This is a genomic window from Schumannella soli, from assembly GCF_006517435.1.
Lineage (GTDB): Bacteria > Actinomycetota > Actinomycetes > Actinomycetales > Microbacteriaceae > Schumannella > Schumannella soli.
The window spans coordinates 790,490-816,506 of sequence record NZ_VHQG01000002.1 but is presented as its reverse complement, the minus strand read 5'-3'; the positions used below and the strand labels follow the sequence as shown (position 1 = coordinate 816,506).

Genomic DNA, 26,017 nt, shown 5'->3' with positions numbered 1-26,017 from the left:
CCGCCACCGGCATGGGTCCTCGCCGCGCGCTCCGTCGGTGACCGTCCGGCGCTGCCGACGGGGCGACCCGGCCCGCGCGCTCAGCTCCAGTCATCCGGGGCGATCCACCGCAGTCCGCTCGCACCGGCGAGCAGGCTCGCACGGAGGCGGAGCCCGGAGGCGCGGGCAGCCTCGTGCAGGGTGCGGATCCACGCACCGTCCTCCGGGGGCAGGCGGACGGCGCCCGGGCGTTCGAGGATGGCGACCACAGCGCGCGCCTCGGTCTCGGCGCGCAGCATGCGGAACACTCCGGCGAACCCCTCGGCAGCGAGGTCGTCGGGTTCGGCAGGCAGGTCGTCGATGGGCAGCAGCACCGGCAGCTGCACGTCGGCGCGATCGAGCAGCAGCAGCCAGAGCTGGTCACGGCAGGCTTCGCCGATCAGGTCCTCGGCGCGACGCAGCACCAGGGCGTCGGAGTCGAGCGGGGTCAGCACGGTCTCGTCGTAGCGGGGGATGGTCATGTCGCCAGCCTTCTGCGCCGGCGGACGGCGCGGAGGCCGATTCGCCGCATCCGTGCAGAAGCCGCGGCCACCTCGGCTGGGGAGGAGACCGACGGACCGTGGCCCGAACGGGGGCCTGACCGACGCCCGTCGGGTACCTAGCCTGGGTGACGCGACCGAGGAGGAACGGTGACCGACACCCTGAGCGCGAGCCCCGACGCCGGGTGGTACGACGATCCCGCCGGCGGGGTCGAGCTGCGCTGGTGGGACGGACTGCGCTGGACGGCCGCGACGCGGGAGCGCCCGAGCGCCGCCCGGGACGACGACCTCACGGAGATCGCCGCGGCCGGTGTCGACAGCATCCCCGCGCCGAGCCTCGCCGAGCTGCTGCGCGAAGACGCGGAGCTCGACCGCCGGCTGCACGAGCTCGGCGACGACCTGCCCCGACCTCCGCGACGCCGTCCTGACCCGGTGGGTCCTCGGCGCTCGACCTGGGCGGCCGCTCAGCTCGACGAGCCGGACGTCGGCGACCGCTCGTCACGGACACCCGCCGCCTGGGCGCTCGTCGTGCTGCCGCTTCTGCTGGGCGTGCTGCTGCCGATCGGCTGGCGCGTGCTGCCCGACGTGGGCTTCTCCCCCGTGTTCGGCGTGCTGCTGGTGCTCGTCGTCGTGCACGGGCTCGCCGCACTGGTGCTGGCCGTGGACGGCCGGGAGCTCGCGCGCCGCGACTGGGAGACGCTGTCGCCGCTCTGGGCGCTGTCGACCGTCGTGGGCGTGCTCGTCGCCCGCATCGCGCTGGTCCATCGCCAGGGCGGCGCCGTGCGGCTCGGCGTGATCCTCTCGGCGTGCTCGGTCGTGCTCGGCACGGCCGCGGCGACGATACTCGCCCTCGTCTGATGCCGGCGGCGCGGAATCAGTCCACGGCGGGTTGGAACCACGGCGGGTAGACGCTGACCTTCGGTGCGCGCCCTGCCGGGAGATGCGCGCGGAGGCGCTCCTTGGCGGGCTCGTTCGCCAGGCCGATCACGGCGATGGCCGAGAACGGCACGACCGCCGGAACCAGGAACTCCGCCCCCAGCAGTCCGTCCTCCTCGAAGCGCAGACGACGCAGCATCGTGGTCTGCGCCTCGTCGCCGATCGCGAACCGGGTCGTCGTGCCGGCGGCGTCGCCGTCGGTCAGCACGGTCGCCTCGACTCCCTGATCGACGGCGGCGATCGTGCTCACCAGCACCACGAGATCACTCGGGGCCGTCGCGCGCGCCGCCTCCGACCAGGTCGCGCCGTCGGCGCCGGAGCGCAGCTCGACCCATCGGGTCGCCTCGGGTGAGACGTGGAAGGCGACGGTCTCGGCGACGGGCAGGCCGGCGACCTCGGTCTCGCGGCGGAGTTCGCGCGTCACCGGAGAGCTGAGATCGACGACCGGCTGGGCGCCGGGCACCAGGCCGTCAGCGATGATCCCCGGCAGGTTGTCGATGTGGGTCACGTGGAACAGCCGCTGGGTTCCGCGGTCGATGCGTGCCGGCGGCGGGGCGGCCGCGACACGGGCGCCTCCGCGTTCAGCGGGCGGCGTCCGCAGCGAGGTGCGGGCGATGCTCGGCTTGGTCGCGCGCGCGGCGGCACGCACCGGCTCCTCGATCACGCGCGGGGTGCAGATGTCGCACAGTCCCGGCTCCAGTCCGTGGATGCACTCCTCCAGCGACAACGATCACCCTCTCCGGCCCGAAACGCTCCGCGGGCCTCGTCCAGGGTACGCGGACTGCGCGGCCGCGGCTGACGCGCAGAGCGGATGTGCATCCCGGCCGGAGCGCCCCGCCGGGTCCCCGTACCCCGCATCCTGGGGACTGTGCGACGCCCGTCGCCTGCCTACAGTGAGAGGGCATGCCGACTTGAGGGGGGAAGCGTGACTGATCTGGCGGTGCGGCTGCCCGTTGCCGGCTGGTACAAGGATCCGGCCAACGCAGAGCGACTTCGCTGGTGGACGGGCGAGACCTGGAGCCAGCACACGATCGAGCGTCCGACGAAGAAGGACGACCTCGAGGCCTCCGACGAGCGCCCGCGCAGCCGAGGCGCCCACCGTGCGGTCGGCGAGCCGGATGTGGCCGCCGCCGCGCGCGAGGCCGGCGAGACGCACGCGATCACCACGGGTGAGATCGCGACCTTCATCGCCGCCGAGACCGGTCAGACCCCGGCCGTCACGACCACCCCGGTCATCGTCGAGCCGGCCGGCGACGAGCTGGTCGCCGCCACCGCATCCGAGCAATCCTCCGAGACTCAGGACGACGAGGCGGCCGACCTCGACGCCGCCGCGCTCGCATCGACCGACGACGCGGATGCCCCGGTCGACGCCACCGCGCCCGTCCAGTCCGACGACGACGCCGCCGCCGACGCGCTCGAGATCGTCGACGCCGAGTCGGCCACCGACCATGCCGATCCGGCGACGTCCGAGGTCGAGGCCGAGCCGGCCCCGCGCGCGGCGTCGCTCGTGCCCGAGGTCATGGAGACCTCGGCCAACGCGCCGCTGCTCGAGCAGCTCGCCGCCGCGCCGCCGCCCCTCGCCGTCGGGGCCGCGCCCGCATCCGCCTCCTCGACCGATGTGGTCGTCGCCGCATCGGGCGTCAGCTTCGACGAGCTCATGAAGCAGCTGCCGTTCGCCGTCGACCCCGCCGTTTCCGATGAGACCGCGGCCGGCAAGCCGGGCAAGGGCCGCAAGGCGGCGAAGGCCGCCAAGGCCGCGCGCGCATCGAAGACCTCGACCGCGACGACGACCCCGGCAGCGGCATCCTCGGCGCTCGCACGTCCGACCGCCGCGCCGTATGCCGGCGGGACGCCCGCGCGCGCCACCGGCACCCAGACGGCCGGAGTCTGGCTGCTGGCGCTGCTGCCGCTCATCGCCGTGCTGCTGGCGACGGCCGCGATCGTGCTGCCGATGGTCGTGCCGGCGATCGCCGACTTCGCTCTCCTCGGCGCCGCTGCGCTCACGCTCCTGCTGGGAGTCGTGTTCGCCGCGGCCGACGACTCCGCGCTCGCGAAGCGCGGAGTGGAGAAGCGCGTCACCGCGGTGATCGCTCTGCTCACGCCGCTGCCGTACCTGGCGCTCCGCACGCTGTCGCTCGGGCGACAGCAGCGCAACGGCGTCGCTCCGCTCGCGGTGTTCGTGGTGCTGATCGGGGCTGCCGCCGCCGGCTATCTGCTCGCCGGCGACCGCCTCCCCGAGCTGATCACGCTGGTGCAGTCCCAGTCGCGCGCCCTGCTCGGTCTCTGACCTCCCGCGCCGCGCTCCCCGCGCCGCTCAGTACCAGAAGCTGAGGAACGGCGCGACCGTGCTGCGCAGCACCCGGTCGGCGATCAGCACCGCCTCGGCGTCCGAGCCCGCGGTGCGCCCCGCATCCGCGAGCGTCGTCACCGCCACGCCACCGAGGTAGAGCGATCCGAGGGTCGCGACGTCGGTGCGCAGCAGCGGTGCGTCGTCGTCGTGACCGGCATCGCCGACCCGCACCACGCCGTCCGCATCCGACTCGACGAGCCAGCGACCGGTAGCAAGACCCAGGTCGTCGCTCACGTCGAGGCGGAATCGCCCGGCGCCGCTGAAGCGCCGCGCCTCGAGCGCTCGCGGAACGTCGAGGATGCGCAGCCACTCGTGGTCGCGCACGGTCACCTCGGCGGCGCGCTGGTCGGCGAGGCGCCAGCGCAGCGGCTCGTCGACCGACAGCAGGCTCGCGTCGACGCGCGTGACGAGGTCGAGCGAGAGCAGGAAGCGCAGCACTCCAAGACGCGCCGACGGCGTCGTGCTGTCGAGGTGCAGCACCCGCACGCTGTGCTCCTCGCGCTGCGGCTCCTCGACGACGCGGAACGCCGCCGCGGCCCGCACCTCGCCGTCCTCGCGGTACTGCACCGTTCGCACGCCCGCCGCGTCGCCGTCTCCGGGTCGGAGTCCGGCGAACTGACGCCAGCGCTCCGGCCAGCCGTCGACCTCGCCCGGGCGGGCCGTGCGGGCGGCCTCGTGCAGCGCGAAGGCGATGCGCGCGTAGTCCTCGACGGGGATGAAGTCGATCCGTCCGTCAGGCTCGTCGCCCAGCCAGCCGGCCGCGCGGCTGTCGATCCGCCAGTCGGCGGCGGTCGTCGCCGGGCCGAAGCCGTAGCGGCCGTAGATCGTCGCCTCCGACACCGTCAGCGACGCGATCGGCAGGCCGAGCCGCTGTGCCGTGCGCAGCTCGCCTTCGAGCAGCGACCGGGCGATGCCGCGTCGACGATGCGTCGGCGACACGGTCACCGAGCTGATCGCCCAGGCGCCCACGGTCGTCTCCCCCGGCACGCTGAGCTCGACAGGCCAGCTGTTCACCGTGGCGACGGGCTCGGCGATGAGCACCGACTGCGGATCCCAGACGCCGGTCGTGCGCCGGGATCCCATCGCGGCACGCGAGAACGCGTTCTGCTCGTCGTTCGACGCCGGGCCGTGGAAGCCCCGTTCGTCGGCGCGGATCCAGGCCGCGTAGGCGCTCTCGTCGGCGGTGTCGAGAAGCCGGTAGTGCAGCCCGCGCTCGGCGAGGCGGCCGGCCGAGACGGCGTCGACGGGCAGGACGAGGTGATCGGGGGTGTCGCTCATGCCCTCCAGCCTAGGAACACCCCCGGACTCGGGGCGTCCCTCTCGCCCCGTCTGCCGATAGCCTCGCGCCATGCCGCGCTTCTTCGGGGTCGATCTCGCCTGGCGCGACGGCACCCCCGCCCGTCCCGCCAACGAGACCGGCCTCGCCGTGATCGATGAGAGCGGAGCCGTGATCTCGGCGGGGTGGGAGCGCGGGGTGGATGCGGTGGCCGCGTGGCTGATCGCCTCGGCCGCCCCGGGCGACGTGATCGCGATCGACGCGCCGCTCGTCGTGACGAACGCCGCGGGCATGCGCCAGGCCGAGCGCGAGGTCGGCTCGCGCTACGGCGCGTGGAAGGTCGCCGCGAACCCGATGAACCTCGCGAGCCCGCTGCAGGGCGGGGCGGCGCTTCGCGCACGACTCGAGCACGCCGGTTTCCACTACGTCGACGGGAGCGGACCGCCGCCGGCCGACCGGGTGTCGATGTTCGAGTGCTACCCGTATACGACCATCGTCGGCATGGAGGAGCTCGGCTACGACGACCGCCGCCCGCGTTACAAGCGGCTCGACCCCGCCGTCTCGCGCACCGAGGCGCGGGTGCTGCGCGCCGCGGCCTGCGATCAGCTGCTGGAGCGGATGGCCGGGCTCGACCGCGCCGATCCGCCGTTGCGGATGCGCTCGCATCCGCTCGCCGCCGCCCTCGTCGACGACGACTCGCCGCTGCTGGATGCGCCGTACAAGCACCGCGAGGACCTGCTCGACGCGCTGCTGTGCGCCTGGACCGCGTCGATCTGGCATCGGCACGGCGCCACGCGCGTGCAGGTGCTCGGCCTCGGCGCCGAGCCCGACGAGGCCGGGCGTCGGCCGACGATCGTGGCGCCGGCGCGCCCGATGCAGCGCGTGGCGGAGCCCGAGCCGGCAGCGCCCGGGAGCCGGGTCGATGCCGACGGCGCCACCGGCCCGGCGCTCGCGAGCGAGCCGCCCCGTGGCGTCGATCCCGGGATGCTCGCCCGTGTCCTCGCGCTGGGCGCCGAGGTGCAGGCCAGCGATGGCCACCGACTCGAGCCGACGCTGCGCTCCGAGCTGGCGGAACTGAGCGCGCGCATCGTCCGACGGCTGGCGTCCGAGCACTGAGCTCGGCGCACCGCTCCCGACCGGCTCAGCGGCGCTCCCGTCGCCGTCAGCTGCCGGCGAGCTCGTCGAGCAGTTCATCGAGCTGCTCGTAGCCCTCGGTCACGCCGGTCTCCATGCCGGAGGCGACCATGCCGTCACGCGATTCCACGGTCGGATACACCGAGTGGATGTCGAGCCGCGTCCGCCCGCCGTCGAGCCGGGTGAAGGTGATCGACTCGAGGGCGACCACATCGGGATACCCCTCGAACTCGAAGGTCTGCAGCGCGAAGTCGTTCTCGCGCACGGTGTGGAACACGCCGCGGAAGCCGTAGCGCTCGCCGTCGAGCTCGTGCACGTAGTGCCACGAGCCGCCGGTGCGGAAGTCGTACTCGACCAGATCCATCTCGTAGCCGCGCGGCCCGAGCCAGCGGCGGAACAGCTCGGGCTCGCGATAAGCACGGAAGACGAGCTCGACCGGGTGGTCGATCTCGCGCGAGATCTCGATGAAGGGCAGGCCCTCGGGCGCGCTGATGGTGACGGGGTTGCTCATGATGACTCCTCCCATGAGTCGGCTCCGGTCGACGTCGACCGGTCTGTCTCGGCGTTCTCGCCTCCGGCCAGCTGCGCCAGCACGTCGTCGAGAGCGCGGAATCGCCGCTCGTGGATCAGCCGGTAGCGATCGAGCCAGGCGGTGAGGTCCTCGAGCCGCGCGGCTTCGAGGTGCACGGGGCGCCGCTGGGCGTCCCGGCTGCGGGTGACCAGGCCGGCCTCTTCGAGCACGCGGATGTGCCGCGAGACGGCCTGGGTGGTGATGGGATGCGGCTCGGCGAGCTCGTTCACGGTCGCCGGACCCCGGCTCAGCCGGGCGACGATCGCCCGGCGCACCGGGTCGGCGAGCGCGAGGAAGGCGCGATCGAGTCGATCGTCCTCGTCCCGTCGCTCCGGCATCCCAACACTTCCCTTTATCAACGTTTGTGTTGATTACAAGGTAGAAGAGAACGCCGGACCCGTCAAGGCCCGGCGTCGTCGGAGACGACCGGCGTCCTCAGCCGCGCGCAGCGGCGTCCGCCGCGGCCTTCTTGCGGTAGGCGGCGTCGGCACGCACCTGCGCCTGGGTCGCGCGCTCCTGACGCAGCCACTCGGGCTGGTCCTCGAGCAGCGCCCGGATCTGCTCGGTCGTCAGCGCATCCGTCACCCCGGCACGGACGAGCCCCGAGGTCGAGACGCCGAGCTTGCGCGCCACCTCCTGCTTGGGGTGGGGGCCGGTCAGGCGCAGCTGCACGAGCCACTCGGGCGGCGACGCCTGCAGCTCCTGGAACGCCTCTCGGGTGAGCGGCGTCTGCTGGAACTCCTCCGGCGTCGACGGCAGGTGGATGCCGAGCTTCTTCGCCGCCGTGGCCGGCTTCATGGTCTGCTGCTGCGCGCTCACGACACCAGGGTACGCGGGGCGGAGCCGTCGCCGTGACCGCCTAGCCTGGGGGCGTGAGCTTCATCGTCGCCTTCGTTCCCGGGGTCGTGCCCGGCAAGTGGGGTCGCATCTGGAACGAGCGCGAGACCGAGACGCTCGAGCTCCGTCCCCTGGCCGATGCCGAGGCGCTCGCGGCGCTCCGCGACGGCACGGCCGCGATGGCCCTGCTGCGCCACGTGCCGGCCGATGACGAGGCGCTGCGTGCGATCCCGCTCTATCGCGAGCAGCCGGTCGTCGTGGCGCCGAAGGATCATGCGATCGCGGATCTGGCCCGCGTCGATCTCGCCGATCTCGCGGGCGAGACGGTGCTCGACGGCGAGGGCGCCGACACGGTCGAGCTCGTCGCCGCGAACGTGGGACTCGCGATCATGCCGCAGGGGGTCGCCCGCGCGCACTCCCGGCGCGACGTCATCGCGCGCCCGCTCGACGGCGCCGACGACACCGGGATCTCGCTCGTGTGGCGCGTCGGCGATGCCGGCGACGACCGGGTGCAGGCGTTCATCGGCATCGTTCGCGGCCGTACCGCGAACAGCTCGCGCGGCGCGTCGGGCACCGCCGAGGCCGAGGCGCTGCGCGAGGCGAAGGCCGCCCAGCGGGCCGCGAAGGCGGCCAAGAAGAAGGCCAAGCAGGATGCCGCAGCGAAATCCGGCACCGCCGCGAAGAAGGGCGCACGCCCGACACGCCCGGGACGCCCGGGCGGGCGTTCGGGGGGCGGCGCGTCCCGGCGACGCGGCTCGGGTCGCGGTTAGTCTCGACGTCATGTCGTTCGATCCGGATGGCGGCCACGCCCGCCGCGCCAGCCTCGAGGTGCTACGCGCCGAGGCGAACGACGAACTCGGCACGGTCGTGCTCGAACGGCTCCACGCCGGCGAGGATCCGTGGGCGTTCATGGAGGAGATCCCCTCCGTCGACGAGCTCGTCGTCTGGACCCTGCGCGCCGAGATGATCCGCGCCGATGGCGGGCGTGTGCCGACCGCCGAGCGCGACTATCGCATCCTCCGCCAGATCGCTCTCGCCTACCCCGGGCTCACGACGACCGTGTGGTCGCTCATCGGCCGCCTCGAGGCGCGCCGCGACGCCTGAGCCCCAGCGCGCCGCCGACGGCGGAGGATGAGCGCATGCACCACCCCGACGCCGTCCTCGCTCTGCTCGACCTCGCCCCCTCCGGACGGGTGGATGCGGTGCGTCTCGTCGATCCGGACGCCCCAGCTCTGCACGCGCTCGACCTCGCGGCGACCCGGGGCGACGGCGTGTTCGAGACGATCAGCATCGGGCGCGGCCACCCGCAGGCGCTGCGCCCGCACCTGACCCGGCTCGCCTCCTCGGCCGCGATGCTCGACCTGCCGGCGCCCGACCTCGACGGCTGGCGTGAGGTGGTGCAGCGCGTCGCCGATGCTCTCGGCGGGCACGAGGAGGCGTGGGTCAAGATCGTGCTGAGCCGCGGCGTCGACGGCGGAGACCGCCCGACGGGGTGGGCGTGGGGCGAGCCCTCCGCCGACTTCAGCGTCGCCCGCACCGAGGGGATCCGCGTCGCCCTGCTCGATCGCGGCTACCGCTCCGACGTCGCGCGCACCTCGCCCTGGCTGCTCGCGGGCGCGAAGACGCTGAGCTATGCCACCAACATGGCAGCGCGGCGCGAGGCCGTGCGCCGCGGTGCCGATGACGCGCTCTTCGTCTCGACCGACGGGCTCGTGCTCGAGGGGCCGACGGCGAATCTCGTCGTGCGCCTCGACGGCGTGCTCGCGACGCCGCGCACCGACGTCGGCATCCTGCCGGGCACGACCCAGGCCGACCTCTTCCGCTGGGCGGCCGGGCAGGGCATCCCCACCCGGCTCGCGTCGATCAGCCCGCAGGATCTGCAGCGGGCCGACGCCGCCTGGATGGTGTCGTCGGTGCGTCACGCCGCCCCGGTGCGGGCGATCGACGACCGCGCGGTGCCGGTGGATGCGGAGCTCTCGGCCGCGATGAACGCCTACCTGTCCGGTCGCACGGAGTAGCAGTGGTGCTGCAATGACGAAGGGGCCGCTCCGGCACGACGAGGAGCGCGGCCCCGACCTGGCGTCGGCCCCGGAATGACGAAGGGGCCGCTCCCCCGAGCGGCCCCTTCCATGTCGGCGGAATCCCCCTCCGCGACATCCCCCCAAAAGACTTTGAGGATGCACTGGCGGCGGTGTTCCCGGAATACCGGGTCAACCCCCGTATCACCGGCTCATCGACGAGATCACCGCCGCCTTCCAGTCCCCCGACTGGTGCAGGCACCACGTTACGAAATGAGGGAACCCCCGCGCGCCCCCCACCTCGGGTCACCCCCACGCGGGGTACACGTGTCGGGCGGATGCGTGCCCCGATGGCGGCAGGTCGGGCTTCGCGGCGCCGCCGCCGTGCGCTGGGGTACAGCAGAGGGGCCGCCACCCTGCGGTGAGGGCCCCTCTGCTGATGCGGAATCGAGCGGCGCGATCCGATCAGCCGCGCGCGGCGACCGCGTCGCTCAGCAGGGCGACGAGCGCGTCCTGCTGCACCGAGCCGCCGGCGTGCTCGTCGATCTCGGCGCCGTCGAGCGCGCGGGCGGCGAGGCCGGCCTTCGAGTCGATCAGCTCGGCGATGCGGCCGTCCAGCGTCTGCGCGGCGATGATGCGCCAGGCGGTGACGGGCAGCGACTGGCCGATGCGGTGCACGCGGTCGATCGCCTGGGTCTGCTCGGCGCTGGTCCAGCTGAGCTCGGCGAGCACGACGTTGGAGGCGACCTGCAGGTTCACCCCGACGCCGGCGGCGGTGAGCGAGCACACCGCGATCGCGACATCGGGGTCGTTCGTGAAGGCGTCGATCTGCGCCTGACGCGCCGTGGCGGTCTGGTCGCCGCGGATCGAGATGGTGCGCAGGCCGGCGGCGGCGAAGTGCTTCTCGGCCGCATCCATCACGTCGATGTGCTTGGCGAAGAAGACGACCTTGCCGACGTTGCGGGCCAGGTTGACCGTGTAGTCGGCAGCGGGCGTGGCCTTGGCCTGGCCGATGCGGCGCACCATCGTGAAGACGTTGTCGCCCGTGCCCTCACCTGTGCTCGCGCCGCGCGACTCCTCGAGCTCGGCGTGGGCGACGACGCGGATCAGATCGGCTTCGTCGGCGTCGGGCTTGGCCTGGCGGATGCGGTCGAAGCGCGCGAGCAGTCGGGCGACGAGCGCCTGCTCTGCCGCGCGGATCGAACGGCCCTCCTCGCCGTCGAGCTCGACGGGGATGTCGGCGACGCGACGCGCGGGGATGTCGGCCGCGACGTCCTCCTTCTTGCGCCGCACGATGCCCATCTCGACGACGGCTTCCCGCGCGGCGGAGAAGAAGCCCTGGTCGCCGGGCGACAGCTCGGTGTCCTCGAGCTTCTTCATGAGGCCGCTCGTCGGCTTCTTCTCGTCGATCCAGCCCAGGTACTGCCAGATCATCCGGAAGTCCTCGATCTGATTGATCAGCGGCGTTCCGGTGAGGGCGATGAGCAGCGCCTTCGGCTGCGCGGCGCGGATGCTGGCCGACAGCGCCTGCACGTTCTTCGAACGCTGCGAGTCGCGGTTCTTGATGAAGTGGGCCTCGTCGACGATCATGCCCTTGAAGCCGCGACGCGACAGCCAGGCGACGTGCCGATCGAGCACCTCGTAGTTGACGACGACGATGTCGGCGAAGGCGTCGATGTTCTGGCCGTCGCCCTGCACGACCGTGACGGTGCGCTGCGGCGTCCACTTCTGCACCTCGCGCGCCCAGTTCATCTTCACGACGTTGGGCACGACGACCAGCAGCGGGTACGACGCGGTCACGGAGGCGGCGAGCAGAGCCTGCGCCGTCTTGCCGAGGCCGGGCTCGTCGGCCAGCAGGTAGGTGCGGTGGCCGTCGCGGGCGCTCTGGATGAAGCGCGCCTGGTGGCGCATGAGCTCGGTGCCGCCGGGCGTCGCGAGGCTGTGGGCTTCGGGCAGCGACATGCTCGCCGCGCCGCCGCCGCCGACCTCGAAGCTGCGGAACAGCGGATCGATGAGCTCCCAGTTCGAGAGACGGCCCGTGACCTGCGGCTTCGGCGTCGCGAGGCTGAAGTCGGGCGCGAGGAAGGGGTTCGACATCTGGTACTGCCGCACCGACTGCGGAACGACCTGCTTCTCCTGCTCGATCGTCACGACCGGCGCCTCGGTGACGACGATGAGGTCGTCGGGGCTGAGCTCGGTTCCCGCGTCGATCAGCAGCGAGCGGCGCAGCTCCTGCTGGGCCGCGTTGAGCGGCGCGGTGTCGGTGAGCAGCGCGATGAGCGAGGTGTCGCGCGAGGCGGTCTTCGCCATGATCGTCGCGATGCCGTCGAGGCGCGTGAGCTCCTTGACGCGCTCGCCCTCGCTGATCGCGGTGTCGGCCTTGATGCGGGCGCGCTCCTCGCGCACCAGCACGGCGACCACGCGGTAGCGGGTGCGTCCGCCGGCGTTCACCTTGCCGCGCTCGGCGGCGTTCTCGATCGCGCGCACCGTGCGGGCGAGCACCGGGATGAGGCCGGCCTCGTCGGCGTGCGCGCGGCGTCGCTGCTGCTGACCGCCACGGCGCCCGGAGGTGCGCGGCGACTGCTTCTGCCCTGATTGGGCCATCGTTCTCCTCGAACGTCTCGCATCCGCCCTCTGGCGGATCGGAATCGCTGTGCGATCGCGGGCGACACGGGCCGGATGCGCTCAGCCGATGGTGGTGGCGGAGAGCGGCGGACCGGGTGATCCACGATCTGCCCGCGCCAGACCCGGCGTCGAAGAGCCGGTGGTGCGGAGCTCCGGTCAGTCTACCTCAGAGGAGTGCTCAGGCCTATTTCCGGCCCCGCGCGGCGTTGCGGTCCTCGGCGTTGCGCACGCGGATCGTGAGGCCCGCGGCGATGAAGACGATCGCGGCGAGGTACTGCGCGCCCATCCAGAGCTGGCCCGTGAAGGCGAAGGGATAGACCGGGTTCCAGATCACCGCGATCGCGAGCATGACCGGGATCCACCACCAGTGCTTCGCCTGCAGCGCGAACCAGCCGACGATGAGAGCGAGGATCGCGGCCGCGTAGCGGATCCAGGTGAAGCCGTCGGTGCCGACCAGCAGCGAACCCGCGATGAGCACGAGCGCGGCGATGATGCCGGGGGCGAGCGCGAAACGGCGCCACGGCGCGTCGGGATAGCGGGCGGCGCCGCTGCGGCCGCCTTTCGAGCCGGGGCGGTCGGGCGTGGATCGGGTGGGCATCGCGATCAGCCTAGGGCGACCATCCTGGGCGTGCGCACGCGGGGATACGCTCGGAGCATGCCGCATCCCGAGAGCGTCGAGCGGTTCCGCGAGCTGCTGCGCATCCCGACCATCTCCATCGAGCAGACCGACGACGGACGGGCCGAGCAGCTGGTGCTGTTCCGCGCGGCTCTCGAGCGCCTCTACCCCCGGGTGCACGCCGAGCTCGAGCGCGAGCTGGTCGCCGAGCACACGCTGCTGTTCCGGTGGCGCGGGCGCTCATCCGAGCAGCCGACCGTGCTCATGGCGCACCAGGATGTCGTGCCGGCCGACGACGAGGGCTGGACGCATCCGCCCTTCTCGGCGGAGCTCGTCGACGTCGACGGCGAGCAGCGCATCTGGGCGCGCGGCGCGATCGACGACAAGGGGATGCTCGTGGCCCTGCTCGAGGCCGTCGAGCAGGCACTGGTCGACGAGGTGGAGCCGCAGCACGACGTGTGGCTGCTGCTCGGCCACGACGAGGAGCGCTTCGGCACCGGCGCGCAGGCCGTCGCCCGGCTGTTCGAGCAGCGCGGCGTGCGCCCGGCGTTCGTGCTCGACGAGGGCGGCGCGATCGTCACCGGCGTGCTTCCGGGGGTGGATGCCCCGCTCGCGATGATCGGCGTCACCGAGAAGGGCATCGCGAACTTCGAGCTGCGGGTCGAGCAGCAGGGCGGCCACGCCTCCACTCCCCCGTCGACGACCGCCGTCGACCGCCTGGCGGCGGCGATCGCGCGTCTGCGTCGACGCCCGGCGCCGGCCGAGGTCCCCGAGCCGGTCATCCGGATGCTCGAGGTCGTCGCGCCGCACGCCACCGGAGCGCGCGCCGGGCTGTTCTCCCGGGCGCGTTCGCTGCGGGGTCTGCTCGCCCGGGTCTTGGTGCGGCTCGGACCCGAGACCGCGGCGCTCGTGCGCACGACACGCGCCGTGACCGAGCTGCGCGGCAGCGCCGCGCCGAATGTGCTCGCCGAACGTGCGTCCGCGACCGTGAACGTGCGGGTCGCCGTGGGCTCCTCGGTCGAGGCCGAGCAGCAGCGGATCGTGCGCGCGATCGACGACGCGAAGGTGCGCGTGACGACGATCGAGGCCTCGGAGCCCTCGCCGGTGTCGCCGACCACCGGCGCGGTGTGGGATCGGCTCGGCCGGGCCATCACCACGGTCCACCCCACGGTGGTGCCGACTCCCTACGTGATGCTCGGCGCGAGCGACAGCCGCCACCTCGCGCATCTCGCGCCGGCGATCTACCGCTTCTCGCCGTTCGCGATCTCGGCAGCTCAGCGCGCGGCCCTGCACGCGATCGACGAGAACGTGTCGGTCGCGACCTGGCTCGACGGCATCCGCGTCTTCCGCAGGCTCATCGACGAGCTCTGATCTCGCCGCCGGGTCAGGGTCGGCTCGCGCCCCGCGCCCCACCTCGCGCCCCGGATGACGGCTCGGTCGCCCGCACCGCGTCGGGTCGCGGGGCGGCCGGCCGGTGCTGCTCCGCTTCGGCGGTGATCCGCTGCGCCATGCTCGCGAAGATCACGCCGTGGAACGGCAGGATCGCGAGCCAGTACGCGCGGCCGGCGAGTCCCTTCGGGAAGAACACGGCCCGCTGACGGTAGACGGATCCGCCGCGCTCCCCCGGCTCGACCGAGAGCTCCAGCCACGCCCGCCCGGGCACCCGCATCTCGGCGCGCAGCCGCAGGAAGCGACCGCGCTCGAGCTTCTCGACCCGCCACCAGTCGAGCGCGTCTCCGGGGGCGAGTCGGTTCGGGTCACGCCGACCGCGGCGCAGCCCGACCCCGCCGACGACCTTGTCCATCCAGCCCCGCAGGGTCCAGGCGAAAGGCAGCGAGTACCAGCCGTTGTCGCCGCCGACCGCCTCGATCACCCGCCACACCCGCTCCGGCGCGGCCGATGACCCGCGCTCCCGTTCGTCGAGGAACACCGTGCTGCCGGCCCAGTCCGGGTCGCTCGGCAGCGGATCGCTCGGCGCGCCCGACACCGGGGAATCCTGCCAGCTCGTCTCGACCTGCCCGTCGCGCACCCGCTTCAGCGCGAGCCGCACGGCCTTGCGGTAGCCGGTGAGACCGCCCGGCGGGTCGGGGATCCAGTCGCGGATGTCGTGCTCGCGCACCACCGCATCGTGCTGCAGCGAGGAGATGATCGGCACCGCGAGCGAGCGCGGGATCGGCGTCACGAGGTTCACCCACTGCGACGCGAGCCACGGCGTCAGCACCGGAAGCGTCGCGATCGGCCGCTGCCGCAGTCCCGCCTCCACCGCGTAGCCGTTCATCAGCTGCCCGTAACGGAACGCGTCCGGTCCGCCGATGTCGAAGGTGCGGTTCACCTCGGGCGGCAGAGCCGCGGCGGCGATCAGGTAGTAGAGCACATCGCGCACGGCGATCGGCTGCACCCGGTTGCGCACCCATCGCGGCGCCGGCATGTACGGCAGCACGTCGGTGAGGTGGCGGATCATCTCGAACGACGCCGAACCCGAGCCGATCACCACACCGGCCTGCAGCGCGGCCGTCGGAACACCCGAGGCGAGCAGGATGTCGCCGACCGCCGCGCGCGAGCGCAGATGCGGAGAGAGCTCCTCGGCCGGGCCGCCGGGGTGCAGTCCGCCCAGGTAGACGATCCGCCTCACGCCGGCCTCGCGCGCGGCCGAGGCGACGGTGCGCGCCATCGCCGACTCCTGCTGCTCGAAGCGCGCGTCGGCCGAGAGGGAGTGCACGAGGTAGTAGACGACGTCGACGCCGTCCACCGCGGCCCGCACCGCGTCGAGGTCGGCGAGATCGCCCTCGACGACCTCGACGCGATCCGACCAGGGCAGGTGCCGCAGCCGTTCCGCGTCGCGGGCGATGACCCGCACGTCGTGGCCGGCATCCGCCAGGCGCGGAGCGAGCCGTCCGCCGAGGTATCCGGTCGCGCCGGTCACGAGCATCCGCATGGGGGCGACGCTAGGCGCGTCGGCGGGTGCGCCCGGCCGACGTTGCGCGGACGTACAGCCGACGCCCTGACCGCTCTCGACCGCGTGCACGCCCGGCTCCTCTCGACCGCCGGCCCGGAGCGCGGTAGCTTGCGCGCATGGTGGCGATCAACCCCGACCACGACCGGCTCGCGCGACTCGCCGCCGGACTGCTGGAGCACGAGGACGTCGACTGGGGCCGGATGTTCGGCTCGATCGGGCTGCGGGTGCGCGGCAAGGTCTTCGCGGTCGCCCTCTACCAGGGCGGGATGATGGCGAAGCTGCCCGAGTCGACGGTCGACGAGCTCGAGGCGGCGGGGACCGGCGAGCGGATGTCGATGGCCGGCCGACCACGACGCGAATGGATCCGGCTGGCGTCGTCCGCCGACGACAGGCGGTGGAGTGAGGTCATCGTCGCTGCTCATCACTACGTCGACTCGATCACCCCACGATCCGAGAGCCGATGAGGCCCGTCGCCCCCTGAGGACCGTCACGAGGGCGGCGCCGCCGGGCGTCGAGCGGGGCCGTTCAGCGCGCGAGCCGCTGCTGTGCGAGCTCGAGCTGCTGCCGGTACTCCGAGCCGCGGTCGCGCTCCCAGTGGTCCCAGTCGACCGGATGCCCGCGCAGCAGGTCGGCGAGCTGGTGCAGCCGCACGCTCCAGCCGGCCGCGATCGGCGGCCGGAAGCGCACATCGCCGATCTCGGGAAGCTCGACCGTCACGACCGTGGCCGTGCCGCGGGTACCGCCGTCAACCGCGTCGAGCAGGATGCGCACCCGGCCGAACTCCGCGTGCTCGACCTCGAGCAGCACCTCGGCATCCTCGGCGACGACGATCGAATCGGCGCCGACGAGCGTGTGCACCGGATGCAGCCAGCCCTCGACGAGCACGGGATCGATCAGCGCCTCCCACACGATCCCGGGTGGGAGGTCGATCGTGCGCACGACGTGCGCGGCGGGGGCCGACATGGCGTCAGTGTAAGACGGCCCGCGGACATCCGACGGCGCTCCGACAGCGCTGTCACGTGACACCGCCTCGACCCCGCTACGCTGACCACCATGCCACCGACGACGCGTGCTCCCCGCAACCGCGCCCTCGTGATCGCCGACCTCGTCGTCGGCATCGCCATCCTCGCGTTCGCGCTCGTGCTCGCGTTCGTCTGCGTCAACATCCTCGGCGGTCCCGGCCTGTCGGCGGCGTGCACCGACACCGCCGGATGCGACACCGGCGCGCTCGGCACGACGACGCTGATCGCCACCGCCGTCATCATCTTCGGCTTCGCGGCCGGGCTCGCGATCTTCGTCGTGCGCGCGCTGCAGCGCCGTTGGGCTTGGTTCGGACCGCTCATCGGGCTGGTCGTCATCATCGCCGCCTTCTACGCGGCCGCATTCATCGCCGGGCAGCAGCTCGGCCCGGGAGGCAACTCGTGAGCTCCGTCGCTCTGGCACTCGACTTCGGCGGCACGAAGGTCGAGGCCGCGCTCGTCAGCTCCGACGGCGTCGTGATCCCCGGAACGCGCTTCCGCCGCCCGAGCGGCGGCGCCAGCGACAGCGCGACGCTGCAGAGCGCGGTGCTCGACGTCGTGCGCGAGGCGCACGACGCCCTCGCGCCCGAGCACGAGCTGATCGGGGTCGGCATCGGCTCGGCCGGCCCCATCACGCTCGCCGAGGGGCTCGTGTCGCCGCTCAACGTGCCGGCCTGGCGCGACTTCCCGCTGCGCGATCTCGTGCAGGAGGAGCTGCCCGGCGTGCCCGTCACGCTGCAGATGGACGGCATCTGCATCACGCTTGCCGAGCACTGGGTCGGCGCCGCGCAGGGCTACGACAACGTCATGGGCATGATCGTGTCGACCGGCGTCGGCGGCGGGCTCGTGCTCGGCGGCCGCACCGTGGCCGGCCCCACCGGCAACGCCGGTCACATCGGCCACATCGAGGCCGGCGGCTTCGATGACGCCTGCCCGTGCGGCGGCCGCGGATGCCTCGAGGCCGTCGCGTCCGGTCCGCGCACCGTCGCGTGGGCGCGCACGCAGGGCTTCACGGGGGCGACCGGCGAGGAGCTCGCCGCCGCTCATCGCGCCGGAGACCCGGTCGCGATCGCGGCGATCGACCGCGCCGGCCGCGCGATCGGCCAGGTCGTCGCCTCCGCGACGTCGCTCGTCGATCTCGAGATCGTCGCGATCGGCGGCGGCTTCTCGCACTCCTCGCCGCGTCTGTTCGAGGCGGCTCGCGAGGCCGTCGCCGAGCGCCGCGAGTTCGGCTTCGTCACCAAGGTGAAGATCGTGCCCTCGGGTCTCTCGCACGACGGTCCGCTGATCGGCGCCGGAGCTCTCGTGCACCGCGCCGACCGCGTCGGAGGCTGAGCGTCTCCGCGCCTCGCGGCGCGGTCAGCGCGCGAGCTCGTCTTCGACGTAGCGGGATCTCAGCAGGATGATGCCGGCCGGGATGGCGGGCAGCGCCATCACGACCATCGCCACGCTGCCCGCGAACCACGAGCCGGTCGCGTCGAACAGCGAACCCACCACGATCGGACCGAGCGCGGCCACGACGTAGCCGAAGGTCTGCACGAAGCCGCTCAGGGCGACCGACCCCCGATGGCTGCGGGTGCGCGCGGTGATCAGGTACAGCGCGAGCGGGAACAGCGACGGTCCGAGCCCGTAGACGAGCACCCACGCCCAGGTCCCGTTCGTCGGCGACAGCAGCAGGCCGAGGCTGCCGATCAGCAGCAGCGCCGCATTGCCGAAGACGAGCGGCGCGACGTTGCGCAGGCGCGAGGCGATCAGGGGAAGCGCCGCCGACAGCGGCGCGACGACTCCGCTGAAGGCCGCGAGCATGGCGGCGGCGGTGCCGTTGTCGACGTGGGCGCGCTCGGTCAGGATGGCCGGCATCCAGCTGAAGGCGGTGTAGACGGTCACGCTCGAGGTGCCGAAGACGAGGGCGATCGCGATCGCGGTCGGCGACCGCCAGACGCGGCGCGGGGCGGGTTCGATCTCCTCGGCGTCGCGTTCCGCCGCGTCGCGCGGCTCCTGCGGATGCGTGCTGCTGCGGCGCTGCGCGAGCACGACGATCCAGGGCGCAAGCGCGATGCCGGCGGCGACCGCCCACTGCGCGAGCGACACCCGCCAGCCGAACGCGTCGGTCACGGGCACCGACAACCCGGCCGAGACGGCGGTCGATGCCGCGATCACGGTCGAGTAGATCGCCGTGAGCAGGCCGATTCGCCGGGGGAACCAGCGCTTCACGATCGGCGGCATGAGCACGTTGCCGAACCCGGTGCCGAGCAGCGCGATCGCCGACCCGACGACCAGCACGCTCGCGTCGGAAGCCGCCGCGCGCAGCACGTGGCCGGCGGCCATCACGACGATCGACACGACCGTGGCGGTCTCGAGCCCGAGGCGGCGCACGATGAGCGGTGTCAGCACCCCGCCGAGCGCGAAGGCGAGCGGCGGCAGCGCGCCCATGATCGAGACGACCGGATGCGGGAATCCGATGTCGGAGTCGATCGCCGCGACGATCGGCGAGACCGACGCGACAGCCGTGCGCAGCGAGAACGCGAGCAGCACGATGCCCACGACGACGACCACCAGCCGAGCGCGGCTGGACGCGAGCGCCGAGCTCACGAGACGGTGTCGGCGGGGGCCGGGTACCCGAGGATCTGACGGATGCGCAGTTCGTCGGCGTGCATCTGCGCGACGAGCGCCTCGGCGTCGGGGAACTTGCGCATCGGACGGATGTACTCGACGAACGCGATCTCGAGCTCGCGGTCGTAGAGGTCGAGCGCCTCATCGAGCAGGTGCGCCTCGAGACGCCGCTCGATCCCCTCGCCGAAGGTCGGATTGACGCCGACCGAGACGGCCGCGCCGACGCGTCGACCGTCGACCGAGGCCCAGGCCGCGTAGACGCCGTCGGCCGGCATCATCCCCTCGGCGTCGGGCGATAGGTTCGCCGTGCGATAGCCGAGGTCGCGCCCGCGCGCCTCGCCGTGCACGACACCGCCGCGCATCGCGTGCAGGCGTCCGAGCAGCTTCGCCGCGTCGGCGACGCGCCCCTCCTCGATCAGAGTACGCAGCTCGGTCGACGAGATGCGGCGGCCGTCGGCGGCGACGTCGTCGACCACGACGACCTCGAAGCCGAGCTCGGCACCCCAGGTGCGCAGCGCATCCACGTCGCCGGCGCCGCGCGCCCCGAAGCGGAAGTCGCGCCCGACCAGCACGAGTCGCGCGCGGGCGGTCTCGACCAGCAGCTCGCGCACGAAGCGCTCCGGATCGAGCGAGCGCAGCTGTTCGTCGAAGACGAGCTCGATCACCTGATCGGCGCCGGCGTCATGCAGCAGCTGCATCTCCTGGCCTCGTCCGACGATCGCCGGCGGGCAGGACGCGGGGTCGAGCAGGGCGAGCGGATTGCGGTCGAAGGTGATGACGGTCGGCACCAGGTCCCGGGACCGGGCCTCATCCCGCAGACGGGCGATGACGGCCTGGTGCCCGAGGTGCACCCCGTCGAACTTGCCGATCGTGACGGCCGACGGCGCGATGTCGGCGGGCACCTCGCCGATGCCGTGGAAGGTGGTCACGCCCGCACCTCCGCGTCGACCGTGGCGGCCTGACGGGCCGCATCCCTGCGGCTGCGCAGCCAGAGGAGCCCGAGAACGGGCAGCACGAGCGGGATGCAGAGGTATCCGGCGCCGAAGTCGCTCCACACGGTCGCGTAGCGGCCGAAGGGGTTGATGTCGGGCAGGCCCAGCAGCTGCGGGGCGAGCAGGCTGATGGCCCCGATCACGAGCACCCCGACGAGCTCGAAGCCGATCGCGATCCAGGCCACGCGGTTCCAGACCGGCCCCTTCGCGACCAGCGCGATCGTCGCCACGATGTAGACGACGGCTGCCAGCGCCGAGAGCGTGAACGCGACCGGAGCCTCGTCGAAGCGGCTGAGGATCTGCGAGACGCTGCGGCCCGTCGCCGCCAGCGCGAGGATCGCGTAGACGATGACGAGCACCCGGCCGAGCCCGGTGGCGAGAGAGGAACGAGCTTCTGGCACCGATACAGAGTAGTGGAGCGGGAGGGGGTCGCCGCTTGCCCGCACGCGCATCACGCTATGCCGCGACGGCGTCAGGCGAGCTGCACGGTCCAGATGATCTGCATGCGCCAGACCATGACCGCGATCGCGAGAGCGGCGATCCCGAGCACGACGGTGCCCCAGCGGTTCCGCTCGCCGAGCGCCCAGAAGACCGCGAGCACCGGGATGACGACGGCGGCGATCAGGTAGGCCCAGAACTCGATCGGATTGCCGCTCGGCGGATTGCCGACCAGCGGCGCCACGATGGCCGTGACGACCTGCGCGATCAGCGCGAGCTCGACGAGCGCGAGCGCACCCAGGCTCAGGTCGTTCGGAGCCTTGCCCAGCAGCCCGAGCACGAGGTTCAGCGCGCCGGCCGCCAGAGCGACCACGACGATGGCGATCGTGAGGCCGAGGATCACGCGAGCACCTCCGCGGTCGGGAAGTTGATGAGCACCCGGGCGACGCCGCGACGCAGCGCGACCAGCCCCGCGAGCCGATCGTCGGGCGTGAGAGCCGCGACGATCTCGGTGTCGGCCAGGTCGTCGTCGGCAGCCACGAGAGCCGGACGCCGCCCGTGCACGAGCTCGGTCAGCTGCTCGTGATCGAGGCGCACGGACGGGAAGAGCGACGTCGCCACCTCGGCCGGGGTCCGCATCCCCTCGAGCACCCGCTCATCCGGAGCGGCGGCCTCGTCGAGCCCGAAAGGACCGACGCGCGTGCGACGCAGCGCGGTCAGGTGGCCGCCCACACGGAGCGCGGACCCGAGGTCACGGGCGAGCGCGCGCACATAGGTGCCCGACGACACCTCGACCCGCACGTCGAGATCGAGGTGCTCGCCCTCGACGCGACGGCCGACCACCTCGAAGGTCGCGACGGTCACCTCGCGCTCGGCCAGCTCCACCTTCTCGCCCTGGCGCGCGAGGTCGTAGGCGCGGCGCCCCTGCACCTTGATGGCGCTGTAGTCGGAAGGGCGCTGGCGGATCACGCCCGTCAGAGCGGCGATCGCCGCGTCCACCGCCGCCGCGTCGAGCTTCGAGGCGTCGGCGCCGCCGGTCGACTCGCCCTCCGCGTCGTCGGTCGTCGTCGACCGGCCCAGACGGATCGTCGCCGTGTACTCCTTGTCGAGCCCCACGAGGTAGGTCAGCAGCCGCGTCGAGCTCTCGACGCCGAGCAGCATGAGGCCGGTCGCCAGCGGATCCAAGGTGCCGGCGTGACCGACCTTGCGCGTGCCGGCGGTGCGACGCACGACCCGCACCACGTCGTGGCTGGTGATGCCGAGAGGCTTGTCGACGAGCAGGATGCCGCTGGGCGGCGTCGGCCGCGCAGCCGGGACCGCCTCGGGCGTCGGCGACGGCTCGACCGGGTTCTCCTGCTGCACGCCGATCAAGCTAGCAGTGGGCGGCTCGGCGTCGGCCCGCGCGGACGGCGACGAACGCGCGACCGCGCCGACACCGCGGCGGATGCCGGCCCTAGGCTCGGAGGATGCGGATCGGGGTCATCGGAGCCGGAGCCATCGGCGGCACGATCGCCGCCCTGCTCGACCGCGGAGGTCACGAGGTCGCCGTCACGGCCCGCGGCGAGCATCTCGCCGCCATCACGCGCGCGGGGCTGAGTCTGCGCGGTGGATGGGGCGAGCACCTCGCCCGTCCCGAGGCGGGCGAGCGCCTGCACGGACGATTCGACCTGGTCGTGGCGACGACGAAGGCGGCCGACGCCGACGGCGCGCTGCGTCAGAACGCCGAGGCCCTGGCCGACGGCCTCCCGCTCGTCGTCGTGCAGAACGGGCTCGACGGCATCCGCGTCGCCCGCGCCGCCGCGCCCCGCACGGCCGCGATCGGAGCGCTGTCGCTGATCGCGGCATCCTTCCTCACTCCGGGCGAGGTGACCGTGACCGCCGCGCTGCCGACCGTTCTCGGGCGCGAGCCGGGCGCCGATCCCGCTCCCCTGGCCTTCGCCGCGGAGCTGCTCGGCTCGATCATGCCGATCGAGACCGTCGCCGACCTCCGCGGTGCGCAGTGGACGAAGCTCGTCATCAACCACGTCAACGCGCTGCCCGCGATCACCGGCCTCAGCGTGCAGCAGGTCGTGGCCGAGCCGCGCCTGCGCCGCATCCTCACGGCGAGCATGCGCGAGACCGTGCGGCTCGCTCACGCGACCGGGGTGCGCTTCGCGCCGCTGCGCGGGCTGACGGATGCGCGGCTGTCGCTGCTCGCCGCCGCCCCGCTGGCGGTCGGCGGTCTCCTCCCGCGCGAGATGGCGCGGACGATGGGCGAGGTGCCGAATCCGGGGTCGACGCTGCAGAGCATCCGCCGCGGTCAGCCGACCGAGATCGACGCGCTCAACGGCGCCGTGGTCCGCGCCGCCCACGAGAACGGACGCGAAGCCCCGATCAATGCCGCCCTGACCGCGCTCGTGCACGAGGTCGAGCTCGGCGAGTTCCTCAGGGTCGACGAGGTCGTTCGGCGGGTGCCGCTGAGCTGAGCGAGCTGCGCAGCGCGCTTCGCCGCGCTCTCAGCAGCTGTCGGCGAAGATGCGACGAGGATGCTCGGCATCCGTCAGGTCGATCAGCGCGACGGCGCGCGCGATCGGGTCGGCCTCGCGGCGATAGTGGTCCTGCGCCCAGCGGCGCCGGCGGTGCTCGTCGGCGTCGGGATCACGGCGCAGCCCCGTGCCGTCAGCCAGCCGCTCGTAGACCGTCGCGACGGGAGCCTCGAGCCAGAGCGACCAGCTCCACAGGTCGCGCAGCTCCGGCCGGTTCGCGAAGTCGCCGTGCACGACGAGGTAGGCGTCGGGCGGCGCGGTCGTCCACGCCGACTCTCGGGGAGCGTCGCGCGCGGGATCGAACGCGGCGAGCTGGAACCCGGCGCTGCCGCCCATCCGGAAGGGCTCGATGAGCGCGCGCCGCAGCAACGAGACGTCGAGCTGCTCGCGATACCAGGCGAGGTCGCCGTCGCCGCCGCGCTCGAGGATGTCGGCGCGCGACCGTCCGAAGTCGGCGAGGTCCGCCGAGAAGGCCGAGCGATCATCCTGCCGCAGGGCCTCGACCAGGTCGCGGGCGAACTCGCCCCGACCCACGCCCTCGAGCCCGTCGATCGCGATCGCGATGCGTCCGTGCGGATAGAGGTGGGTGATCTCGGCCGCGAGCGCCTCGAGGACGGCGCGGCGCTTCGGTGACCAGCGGGGCATGCGGTCAGCGTAGGCGTCGAGGGTGCACGTGCGCTCCGCCTACGCTGAGGGGGTGGACCTCGCGCAGACGATCGCCGACTGGTTCACCCGCGAGAAGCGCGATCTGCCATGGCGTCGACCGGGCTTCCCCGCCTGGGGTTCGCTCGTGAGCGAGTTCATGCTGCAGCAGACCCCCGTGGTGCGCGTCATCCCGCGGCTCGAGGAGTGGCTGACGCGCTGGCCGACGCCGGCCGACCTGGCCGCCGCGCCCGCTTCCGAGGCGATCCGCGCCTGGGACCGGCTCGGCTACCCGCGGCGCGCTCTCGCCCTGCACGGCGCCGCGGTCGCGATCACCGAGCGACACGGCGGGGTCGTGCCCTCCGACGTGGATGAGCTGCTCGCGCTGCCCGGAATCGGCCCCTACACCGCACGCGCCGTCGCCGTCTTCGCGTACGGGCGACGGCATCCGGTCGTCGACACGAACGTGCGGCGCGTGCTCGCTCGCGCTGTGCGGGGCGTCGCACTGCCCGGCCCGCCGTCGACGAAGCGCGACCTCGCCGAGATGGAGGAGCTGCTGCCCGAGGATCGGGAACTCAGCGTGCTCGTGAACGCCGGCACGATGGAGCTCGGCGCGATCGTCTGCACCGCGCGCTCCCCGCGCTGCGAGCTGTGCCCGATCGCCGACGCCTGCGCCTGGCGCGCCGCCGGCTACCCAGAGCCGGAGCCGGATGCCCCGCGTCCGCCGCGGCAGGCGAAGTACGAGGGATCGGACCGTCAGGTGCGCGGGCTCGTGCTGCGCGAGCTGCGGGGCGCCGACGTCCCGGTGCCGGATGCGGCGCTGCGTGCTCTCTGGCCGGACGCCGCCCAGCTCGAGCGGGCGATCCGCGGTCTCGCGGCCGATCGGCTCATCGCCGGATCGAGCGACCCGGGCTGGACCCTGCCCGACTGAATACGCGTCCGCACCCTCAGCCCGTGACTCTGTCGGCGGTGGGAGGCAGGATGGGCGCATGCCCGAGCTGCCGGAGGTGCACGCGCTCACGACCGACCTCGGTCGCCGCCTCGTCGGGCGCACGGTCGAGCGGCTCAGCGTGCTCGCCTTCCCCGCGCTCAAGACCTTCGATCCGCCCGTCGAGGCGCTGAGCGGTCGGCGGGTCACGCGAGTCGACCGGCACGGCAAGTTCCTCGATCTGGTGCTCGAGCATCCAGCGGGCGGTCCGGAGGCCCGCGGCGGCGATGACGACGGAGATCACTCCGCGTCGCTGCACCTGATCCTGCACCTCGCCCGCGCGGGCTGGATCCGCTGGCGCGCGGACGCCCCCAAGCCGGTCACGAAGCCGGGGCGCTCGCCCATCGCCGCGCGGCTCGTGCTCGACGACGGCAGCGGCTTCGACGTCACCGAGGCCGGGACGAAGAAGAGCCTCGCGATCCATGTGGTGCGTTCGCCGGCCGAGGTGCCGGGAATCGCACGACTCGGCCCGGATCCGATGGCCGACGACTTCGACGAGGAGCGCTTCGCCGAGATCCTCGCGACGCGCGGCCGCGAGCAGATCAAGGGCGTGCTACGCAATCAGTCGGTGTTCGCCGGAATCGGCAACGCCTACTCCGACGAGATCCTGCACACCGCGCGGATGTCGCCGTTCGCGCCCGCGAGCATGCCGCCCGACAAGGTGCATGCCCTGTTCGCTGCGCTGCGGTCGACGCTGAGCGACGCGCTCGAGCGCGCGGACGGCCTCGCGGCGTCGGAGCTCAAGTCGGAGAAGCGCAGCGGGATGCGGGTGCACGGCCGCACCGGCGAGCCGTGCCCGGTGTGCGGCGACACCGTGCGGCAGGTCATCTACAGCGACTCGACGTTCCAGTACTGCCCGACCTGCCAGACCGGCGGCAAGCCGCTCGCCGACCGCGTGCTGTCGCGACTGCTCAAGTAGGTCGATGCCGGCGGCCGGGCGGGAACCGCACCGACGTCCCCTGC

Annotated in this window: 29 protein-coding genes; 13 read left to right on the top strand and 16 right to left on the bottom strand. The window is 73.1% G+C overall.

The window, feature by feature from the left end; translation table 11 throughout:
- Window positions 1-80: 80 nt before the first annotated feature.
- The gene (locus tag FJ657_RS09500; protein ID WP_141163405.1) at window positions 81-500 is read right to left on the bottom strand and encodes a hypothetical protein; all 420 of its coding nucleotides are present in this window, start codon (window positions 498-500) and stop codon (window positions 81-83) included.
- A 168-nt stretch (window positions 501-668) separates the two neighbouring features.
- Between FJ657_RS09500 and FJ657_RS09495 the strand changes: the two genes are divergently transcribed.
- Window positions 669-1,376, top strand: a complete 708-nt coding sequence (locus FJ657_RS09495; RefSeq protein ID WP_141163404.1) for a DUF2510 domain-containing protein — start codon at window positions 669-671, stop codon at window positions 1,374-1,376.
- 16 nt (window positions 1,377-1,392) lie between these two features.
- Here FJ657_RS09495 and FJ657_RS09490 read toward each other — a convergent pair whose 3' ends face one another.
- On the bottom strand, window positions 1,393-2,181 hold the full coding sequence (locus FJ657_RS09490; protein ID WP_141163403.1) for a DarT ssDNA thymidine ADP-ribosyltransferase family protein: 789 nt from the start codon (window positions 2,179-2,181) through the stop codon (window positions 1,393-1,395).
- Window positions 2,182-2,379: 198 nt separating this feature from the next.
- On the opposite strand from FJ657_RS09490, the gene FJ657_RS09485 reads away from it, so the two are divergent.
- Window positions 2,380-3,741 carry a DUF2510 domain-containing protein gene (locus tag FJ657_RS09485; RefSeq protein ID WP_181408932.1) on the top strand — a complete coding sequence of 454 codons (1,362 nt, stop codon included), beginning with the start codon at window positions 2,380-2,382 and terminating at the stop codon, window positions 3,739-3,741.
- 27 nt (window positions 3,742-3,768) lie between these two features.
- On the opposite strand, the gene FJ657_RS09480 is transcribed toward FJ657_RS09485, so the two are convergent.
- On the bottom strand, window positions 3,769-5,082 hold the full coding sequence (locus FJ657_RS09480; RefSeq protein WP_181408931.1) for a GNAT family N-acetyltransferase: 1,314 nt from the start codon (window positions 5,080-5,082) through the stop codon (window positions 3,769-3,771).
- A gap of 70 nt (window positions 5,083-5,152) precedes the next feature.
- On the opposite strand from FJ657_RS09480, the gene FJ657_RS09475 reads away from it, so the two are divergent.
- Window positions 5,153-6,196, top strand: coding sequence for a DUF429 domain-containing protein (locus tag FJ657_RS09475; RefSeq protein WP_141163400.1), 1,044 nt, complete (start codon window positions 5,153-5,155; stop codon window positions 6,194-6,196).
- A gap of 46 nt (window positions 6,197-6,242) precedes the next feature.
- Here the strand turns inward: FJ657_RS09475 and FJ657_RS09470 are convergent, their stop codons facing one another.
- From FJ657_RS09470 to FJ657_RS09460, 3 genes are all read right to left on the bottom strand, one after another.
- The gene (locus FJ657_RS09470) at window positions 6,243-6,725 is read right to left on the bottom strand and encodes an SRPBCC family protein (RefSeq protein WP_141163399.1); all 483 of its coding nucleotides are present in this window, start codon (window positions 6,723-6,725) and stop codon (window positions 6,243-6,245) included.
- Entirely contained in the window at window positions 6,722-7,123 is a 402-nt protein-coding gene (locus FJ657_RS09465) for an ArsR/SmtB family transcription factor (protein WP_141163398.1), read from the bottom strand. The genes FJ657_RS09470 and FJ657_RS09465 overlap by 4 nt, the downstream gene beginning before the upstream one ends.
- Before the next feature lie 97 nt (window positions 7,124-7,220).
- A complete protein-coding gene (locus tag FJ657_RS09460; protein ID WP_141163973.1) occupies window positions 7,221-7,583 on the bottom strand; it encodes a DUF5997 family protein in 363 nt (120 codons plus the stop codon).
- A gap of 74 nt (window positions 7,584-7,657) precedes the next feature.
- Between FJ657_RS09460 and FJ657_RS09455 the strand changes: the two genes are divergently transcribed.
- The 3 genes from FJ657_RS09455 to FJ657_RS09445 are packed head-to-tail and all read left to right on the top strand — an operon-like array spanning window position 7,658 to window position 9,640.
- Window positions 7,658-8,392: a LysR family transcriptional regulator substrate-binding protein gene (locus tag FJ657_RS09455; protein ID WP_141163397.1), complete on the top strand. Its 735-nt coding sequence runs from the start codon at window positions 7,658-7,660 to the stop codon at window positions 8,390-8,392.
- Between the two features lie 10 nt (window positions 8,393-8,402).
- Window positions 8,403-8,726 carry a tryptophan synthase subunit alpha gene (locus tag FJ657_RS09450; protein WP_141163396.1) on the top strand — a complete coding sequence of 108 codons (324 nt, stop codon included), beginning with the start codon at window positions 8,403-8,405 and terminating at the stop codon, window positions 8,724-8,726.
- A 35-nt stretch (window positions 8,727-8,761) separates the two neighbouring features.
- Complete coding sequence (locus FJ657_RS09445; RefSeq protein ID WP_141163395.1) at window positions 8,762-9,640, top strand: aminodeoxychorismate lyase; 879 nt, start codon at window positions 8,762-8,764, stop codon at window positions 9,638-9,640.
- 465 nt (window positions 9,641-10,105) lie between these two features.
- Here FJ657_RS09445 and FJ657_RS09440 read toward each other — a convergent pair whose 3' ends face one another.
- The gene (locus FJ657_RS09440; protein WP_141163394.1) at window positions 10,106-12,244 is read right to left on the bottom strand and encodes a DEAD/DEAH box helicase; all 2,139 of its coding nucleotides are present in this window, start codon (window positions 12,242-12,244) and stop codon (window positions 10,106-10,108) included.
- 205 nt (window positions 12,245-12,449) lie between these two features.
- Entirely contained in the window at window positions 12,450-12,863 is a 414-nt protein-coding gene (locus FJ657_RS09435; RefSeq protein ID WP_255447244.1) for a DUF6804 family protein, read from the bottom strand.
- Between the two features lie 57 nt (window positions 12,864-12,920).
- Between FJ657_RS09435 and FJ657_RS09430 the strand changes: the two genes are divergently transcribed.
- A complete protein-coding gene (locus FJ657_RS09430) occupies window positions 12,921-14,252 on the top strand; it encodes a M20/M25/M40 family metallo-hydrolase (RefSeq protein ID WP_141163393.1) in 1,332 nt (443 codons plus the stop codon).
- A gap of 13 nt (window positions 14,253-14,265) precedes the next feature.
- Here the strand turns inward: FJ657_RS09430 and FJ657_RS09425 are convergent, their stop codons facing one another.
- Window positions 14,266-15,816, bottom strand: a complete 1,551-nt coding sequence (locus tag FJ657_RS09425; protein ID WP_141163392.1) for an SDR family oxidoreductase — start codon at window positions 15,814-15,816, stop codon at window positions 14,266-14,268.
- A gap of 137 nt (window positions 15,817-15,953) precedes the next feature.
- On the opposite strand from FJ657_RS09425, the gene FJ657_RS09420 reads away from it, so the two are divergent.
- A complete protein-coding gene (locus tag FJ657_RS09420; protein WP_141163391.1) occupies window positions 15,954-16,301 on the top strand; it encodes a TfoX/Sxy family protein in 348 nt (115 codons plus the stop codon).
- Window positions 16,302-16,362: 61 nt separating this feature from the next.
- On the opposite strand, the gene FJ657_RS09415 is transcribed toward FJ657_RS09420, so the two are convergent.
- Window positions 16,363-16,800 carry an SRPBCC family protein gene (locus tag FJ657_RS09415; RefSeq protein ID WP_141163390.1) on the bottom strand — a complete coding sequence of 146 codons (438 nt, stop codon included), beginning with the start codon at window positions 16,798-16,800 and terminating at the stop codon, window positions 16,363-16,365.
- Window positions 16,801-16,890: 90 nt separating this feature from the next.
- Between FJ657_RS09415 and FJ657_RS17395 the strand changes: the two genes are divergently transcribed.
- Window positions 16,891-17,262 carry a hypothetical protein gene (locus FJ657_RS17395; RefSeq protein WP_255447243.1) on the top strand — a complete coding sequence of 124 codons (372 nt, stop codon included), beginning with the start codon at window positions 16,891-16,893 and terminating at the stop codon, window positions 17,260-17,262.
- Window positions 17,259-18,191, top strand: coding sequence for an ROK family protein (locus FJ657_RS09410; RefSeq protein WP_255447242.1), 933 nt, complete (start codon window positions 17,259-17,261; stop codon window positions 18,189-18,191). Before FJ657_RS17395 ends, FJ657_RS09410 begins: the two co-directional genes overlap by 4 nt.
- A 24-nt stretch (window positions 18,192-18,215) precedes the next feature.
- On the opposite strand, the gene FJ657_RS09405 is transcribed toward FJ657_RS09410, so the two are convergent.
- The 5 genes from FJ657_RS09405 to truB form a co-directional block, all read right to left on the bottom strand.
- The gene (locus tag FJ657_RS09405; RefSeq protein WP_141163388.1) at window positions 18,216-19,448 is read right to left on the bottom strand and encodes an MFS transporter; all 1,233 of its coding nucleotides are present in this window, start codon (window positions 19,446-19,448) and stop codon (window positions 18,216-18,218) included.
- Complete coding sequence (locus FJ657_RS09400) at window positions 19,445-20,398, bottom strand: bifunctional riboflavin kinase/FAD synthetase (RefSeq protein ID WP_141163387.1); 954 nt, start codon at window positions 20,396-20,398, stop codon at window positions 19,445-19,447. Before FJ657_RS09400 ends, FJ657_RS09405 begins: the two co-directional genes overlap by 4 nt.
- Window positions 20,395-20,862 (bottom strand): hypothetical protein, encoded by a 468-nt coding sequence (locus tag FJ657_RS09395; protein WP_141163386.1) that lies wholly within the window; start codon window positions 20,860-20,862, stop codon window positions 20,395-20,397. The genes FJ657_RS09400 and FJ657_RS09395 overlap by 4 nt, the downstream gene beginning before the upstream one ends.
- A 71-nt stretch (window positions 20,863-20,933) precedes the next feature.
- Window positions 20,934-21,302, bottom strand: a complete 369-nt coding sequence (locus FJ657_RS09390; protein WP_141163385.1) for a hypothetical protein — start codon at window positions 21,300-21,302, stop codon at window positions 20,934-20,936.
- Complete coding sequence (gene truB / locus FJ657_RS09385) at window positions 21,299-22,261, bottom strand: tRNA pseudouridine(55) synthase TruB (RefSeq protein ID WP_141163384.1); 963 nt, start codon at window positions 22,259-22,261, stop codon at window positions 21,299-21,301. Before truB ends, FJ657_RS09390 begins: the two co-directional genes overlap by 4 nt.
- Window positions 22,262-22,365: 104 nt before the next feature.
- On the opposite strand from truB, the gene FJ657_RS09380 reads away from it, so the two are divergent.
- On the top strand, window positions 22,366-23,364 hold the full coding sequence (locus FJ657_RS09380; RefSeq protein WP_141163383.1) for a ketopantoate reductase family protein: 999 nt from the start codon (window positions 22,366-22,368) through the stop codon (window positions 23,362-23,364).
- 30 nt (window positions 23,365-23,394) lie between these two features.
- Here the strand turns inward: FJ657_RS09380 and FJ657_RS09375 are convergent, their stop codons facing one another.
- Window positions 23,395-24,069, bottom strand: a complete 675-nt coding sequence (locus tag FJ657_RS09375; RefSeq protein ID WP_141163382.1) for a nucleoside/nucleotide kinase family protein — start codon at window positions 24,067-24,069, stop codon at window positions 23,395-23,397.
- Window positions 24,070-24,121: 52 nt separating this feature from the next.
- Here FJ657_RS09375 and FJ657_RS09370 point away from each other — a divergent pair, with 52 nt between their 5' ends.
- Together FJ657_RS09370 and FJ657_RS09365 are read left to right on the top strand one after the other, a co-directional pair.
- Window positions 24,122-24,997: an iron-sulfur binding domain-containing protein gene (locus FJ657_RS09370; protein WP_255447241.1), complete on the top strand. Its 876-nt coding sequence runs from the start codon at window positions 24,122-24,124 to the stop codon at window positions 24,995-24,997.
- A 58-nt stretch (window positions 24,998-25,055) separates the two neighbouring features.
- Entirely contained in the window at window positions 25,056-25,973 is a 918-nt protein-coding gene (locus FJ657_RS09365; protein WP_141163381.1) for an Fpg/Nei family DNA glycosylase, read from the top strand.
- The last annotated feature ends 44 nt before the right edge of the window (window positions 25,974-26,017 follow it).

What these genes read in the sequence shown, in the direction of transcription:
- FJ657_RS09500 (WP_141163405.1), bottom strand. Translation starts at nt 500, where the DNA reads ATGACCATCCCCCGCTACGACGAGACCGTGCTGACCCCGCTCGACTCC.
- FJ657_RS09480 (WP_181408931.1), bottom strand. Translation starts at nt 5,082, where the DNA reads ATGAGCGACACCCCCGATCACCTCGTCCTGCCCGTCGACGCCGTCTCG.
- FJ657_RS09475 (WP_141163400.1), top strand. Translation starts at nt 5,153, where the DNA reads ATGCCGCGCTTCTTCGGGGTCGATCTCGCCTGGCGCGACGGCACCCCC.
- FJ657_RS09470 (WP_141163399.1), bottom strand. Translation starts at nt 6,725, where the DNA reads ATGAGCAACCCCGTCACCATCAGCGCGCCCGAGGGCCTGCCCTTCATC.
- FJ657_RS09465 (WP_141163398.1), bottom strand. Translation starts at nt 7,123, where the DNA reads ATGCCGGAGCGACGGGACGAGGACGATCGACTCGATCGCGCCTTCCTC.
- FJ657_RS09460 (WP_141163973.1), bottom strand. Translation starts at nt 7,583, where the DNA reads ATGAAGCCGGCCACGGCGGCGAAGAAGCTCGGCATCCACCTGCCGTCG.
- FJ657_RS09450 (WP_141163396.1), top strand. Translation starts at nt 8,403, where the DNA reads ATGTCGTTCGATCCGGATGGCGGCCACGCCCGCCGCGCCAGCCTCGAG.
- FJ657_RS09445 (WP_141163395.1), top strand. Translation starts at nt 8,762, where the DNA reads ATGCACCACCCCGACGCCGTCCTCGCTCTGCTCGACCTCGCCCCCTCC.
- FJ657_RS09440 (WP_141163394.1), bottom strand. Translation starts at nt 12,244, where the DNA reads ATGGCCCAATCAGGGCAGAAGCAGTCGCCGCGCACCTCCGGGCGCCGT.
- FJ657_RS09435 (WP_255447244.1), bottom strand. Translation starts at nt 12,863, where the DNA reads ATGCCCACCCGATCCACGCCCGACCGCCCCGGCTCGAAAGGCGGCCGC.
- FJ657_RS09430 (WP_141163393.1), top strand. Translation starts at nt 12,921, where the DNA reads ATGCCGCATCCCGAGAGCGTCGAGCGGTTCCGCGAGCTGCTGCGCATC.
- FJ657_RS09425 (WP_141163392.1), bottom strand. Translation starts at nt 15,816, where the DNA reads ATGCGGATGCTCGTGACCGGCGCGACCGGATACCTCGGCGGACGGCTC.
- FJ657_RS09420 (WP_141163391.1), top strand. Translation starts at nt 15,954, where the DNA reads ATGGTGGCGATCAACCCCGACCACGACCGGCTCGCGCGACTCGCCGCC.
- FJ657_RS09415 (WP_141163390.1), bottom strand. Translation starts at nt 16,800, where the DNA reads ATGTCGGCCCCCGCCGCGCACGTCGTGCGCACGATCGACCTCCCACCC.
- FJ657_RS17395 (WP_255447243.1), top strand. Translation starts at nt 16,891, where the DNA reads ATGCCACCGACGACGCGTGCTCCCCGCAACCGCGCCCTCGTGATCGCC.
- FJ657_RS09380 (WP_141163383.1), top strand. Translation starts at nt 22,366, where the DNA reads ATGCGGATCGGGGTCATCGGAGCCGGAGCCATCGGCGGCACGATCGCC.
- FJ657_RS09375 (WP_141163382.1), bottom strand. Translation starts at nt 24,069, where the DNA reads ATGCCCCGCTGGTCACCGAAGCGCCGCGCCGTCCTCGAGGCGCTCGCG.
- FJ657_RS09365 (WP_141163381.1), top strand. Translation starts at nt 25,056, where the DNA reads ATGCCCGAGCTGCCGGAGGTGCACGCGCTCACGACCGACCTCGGTCGC.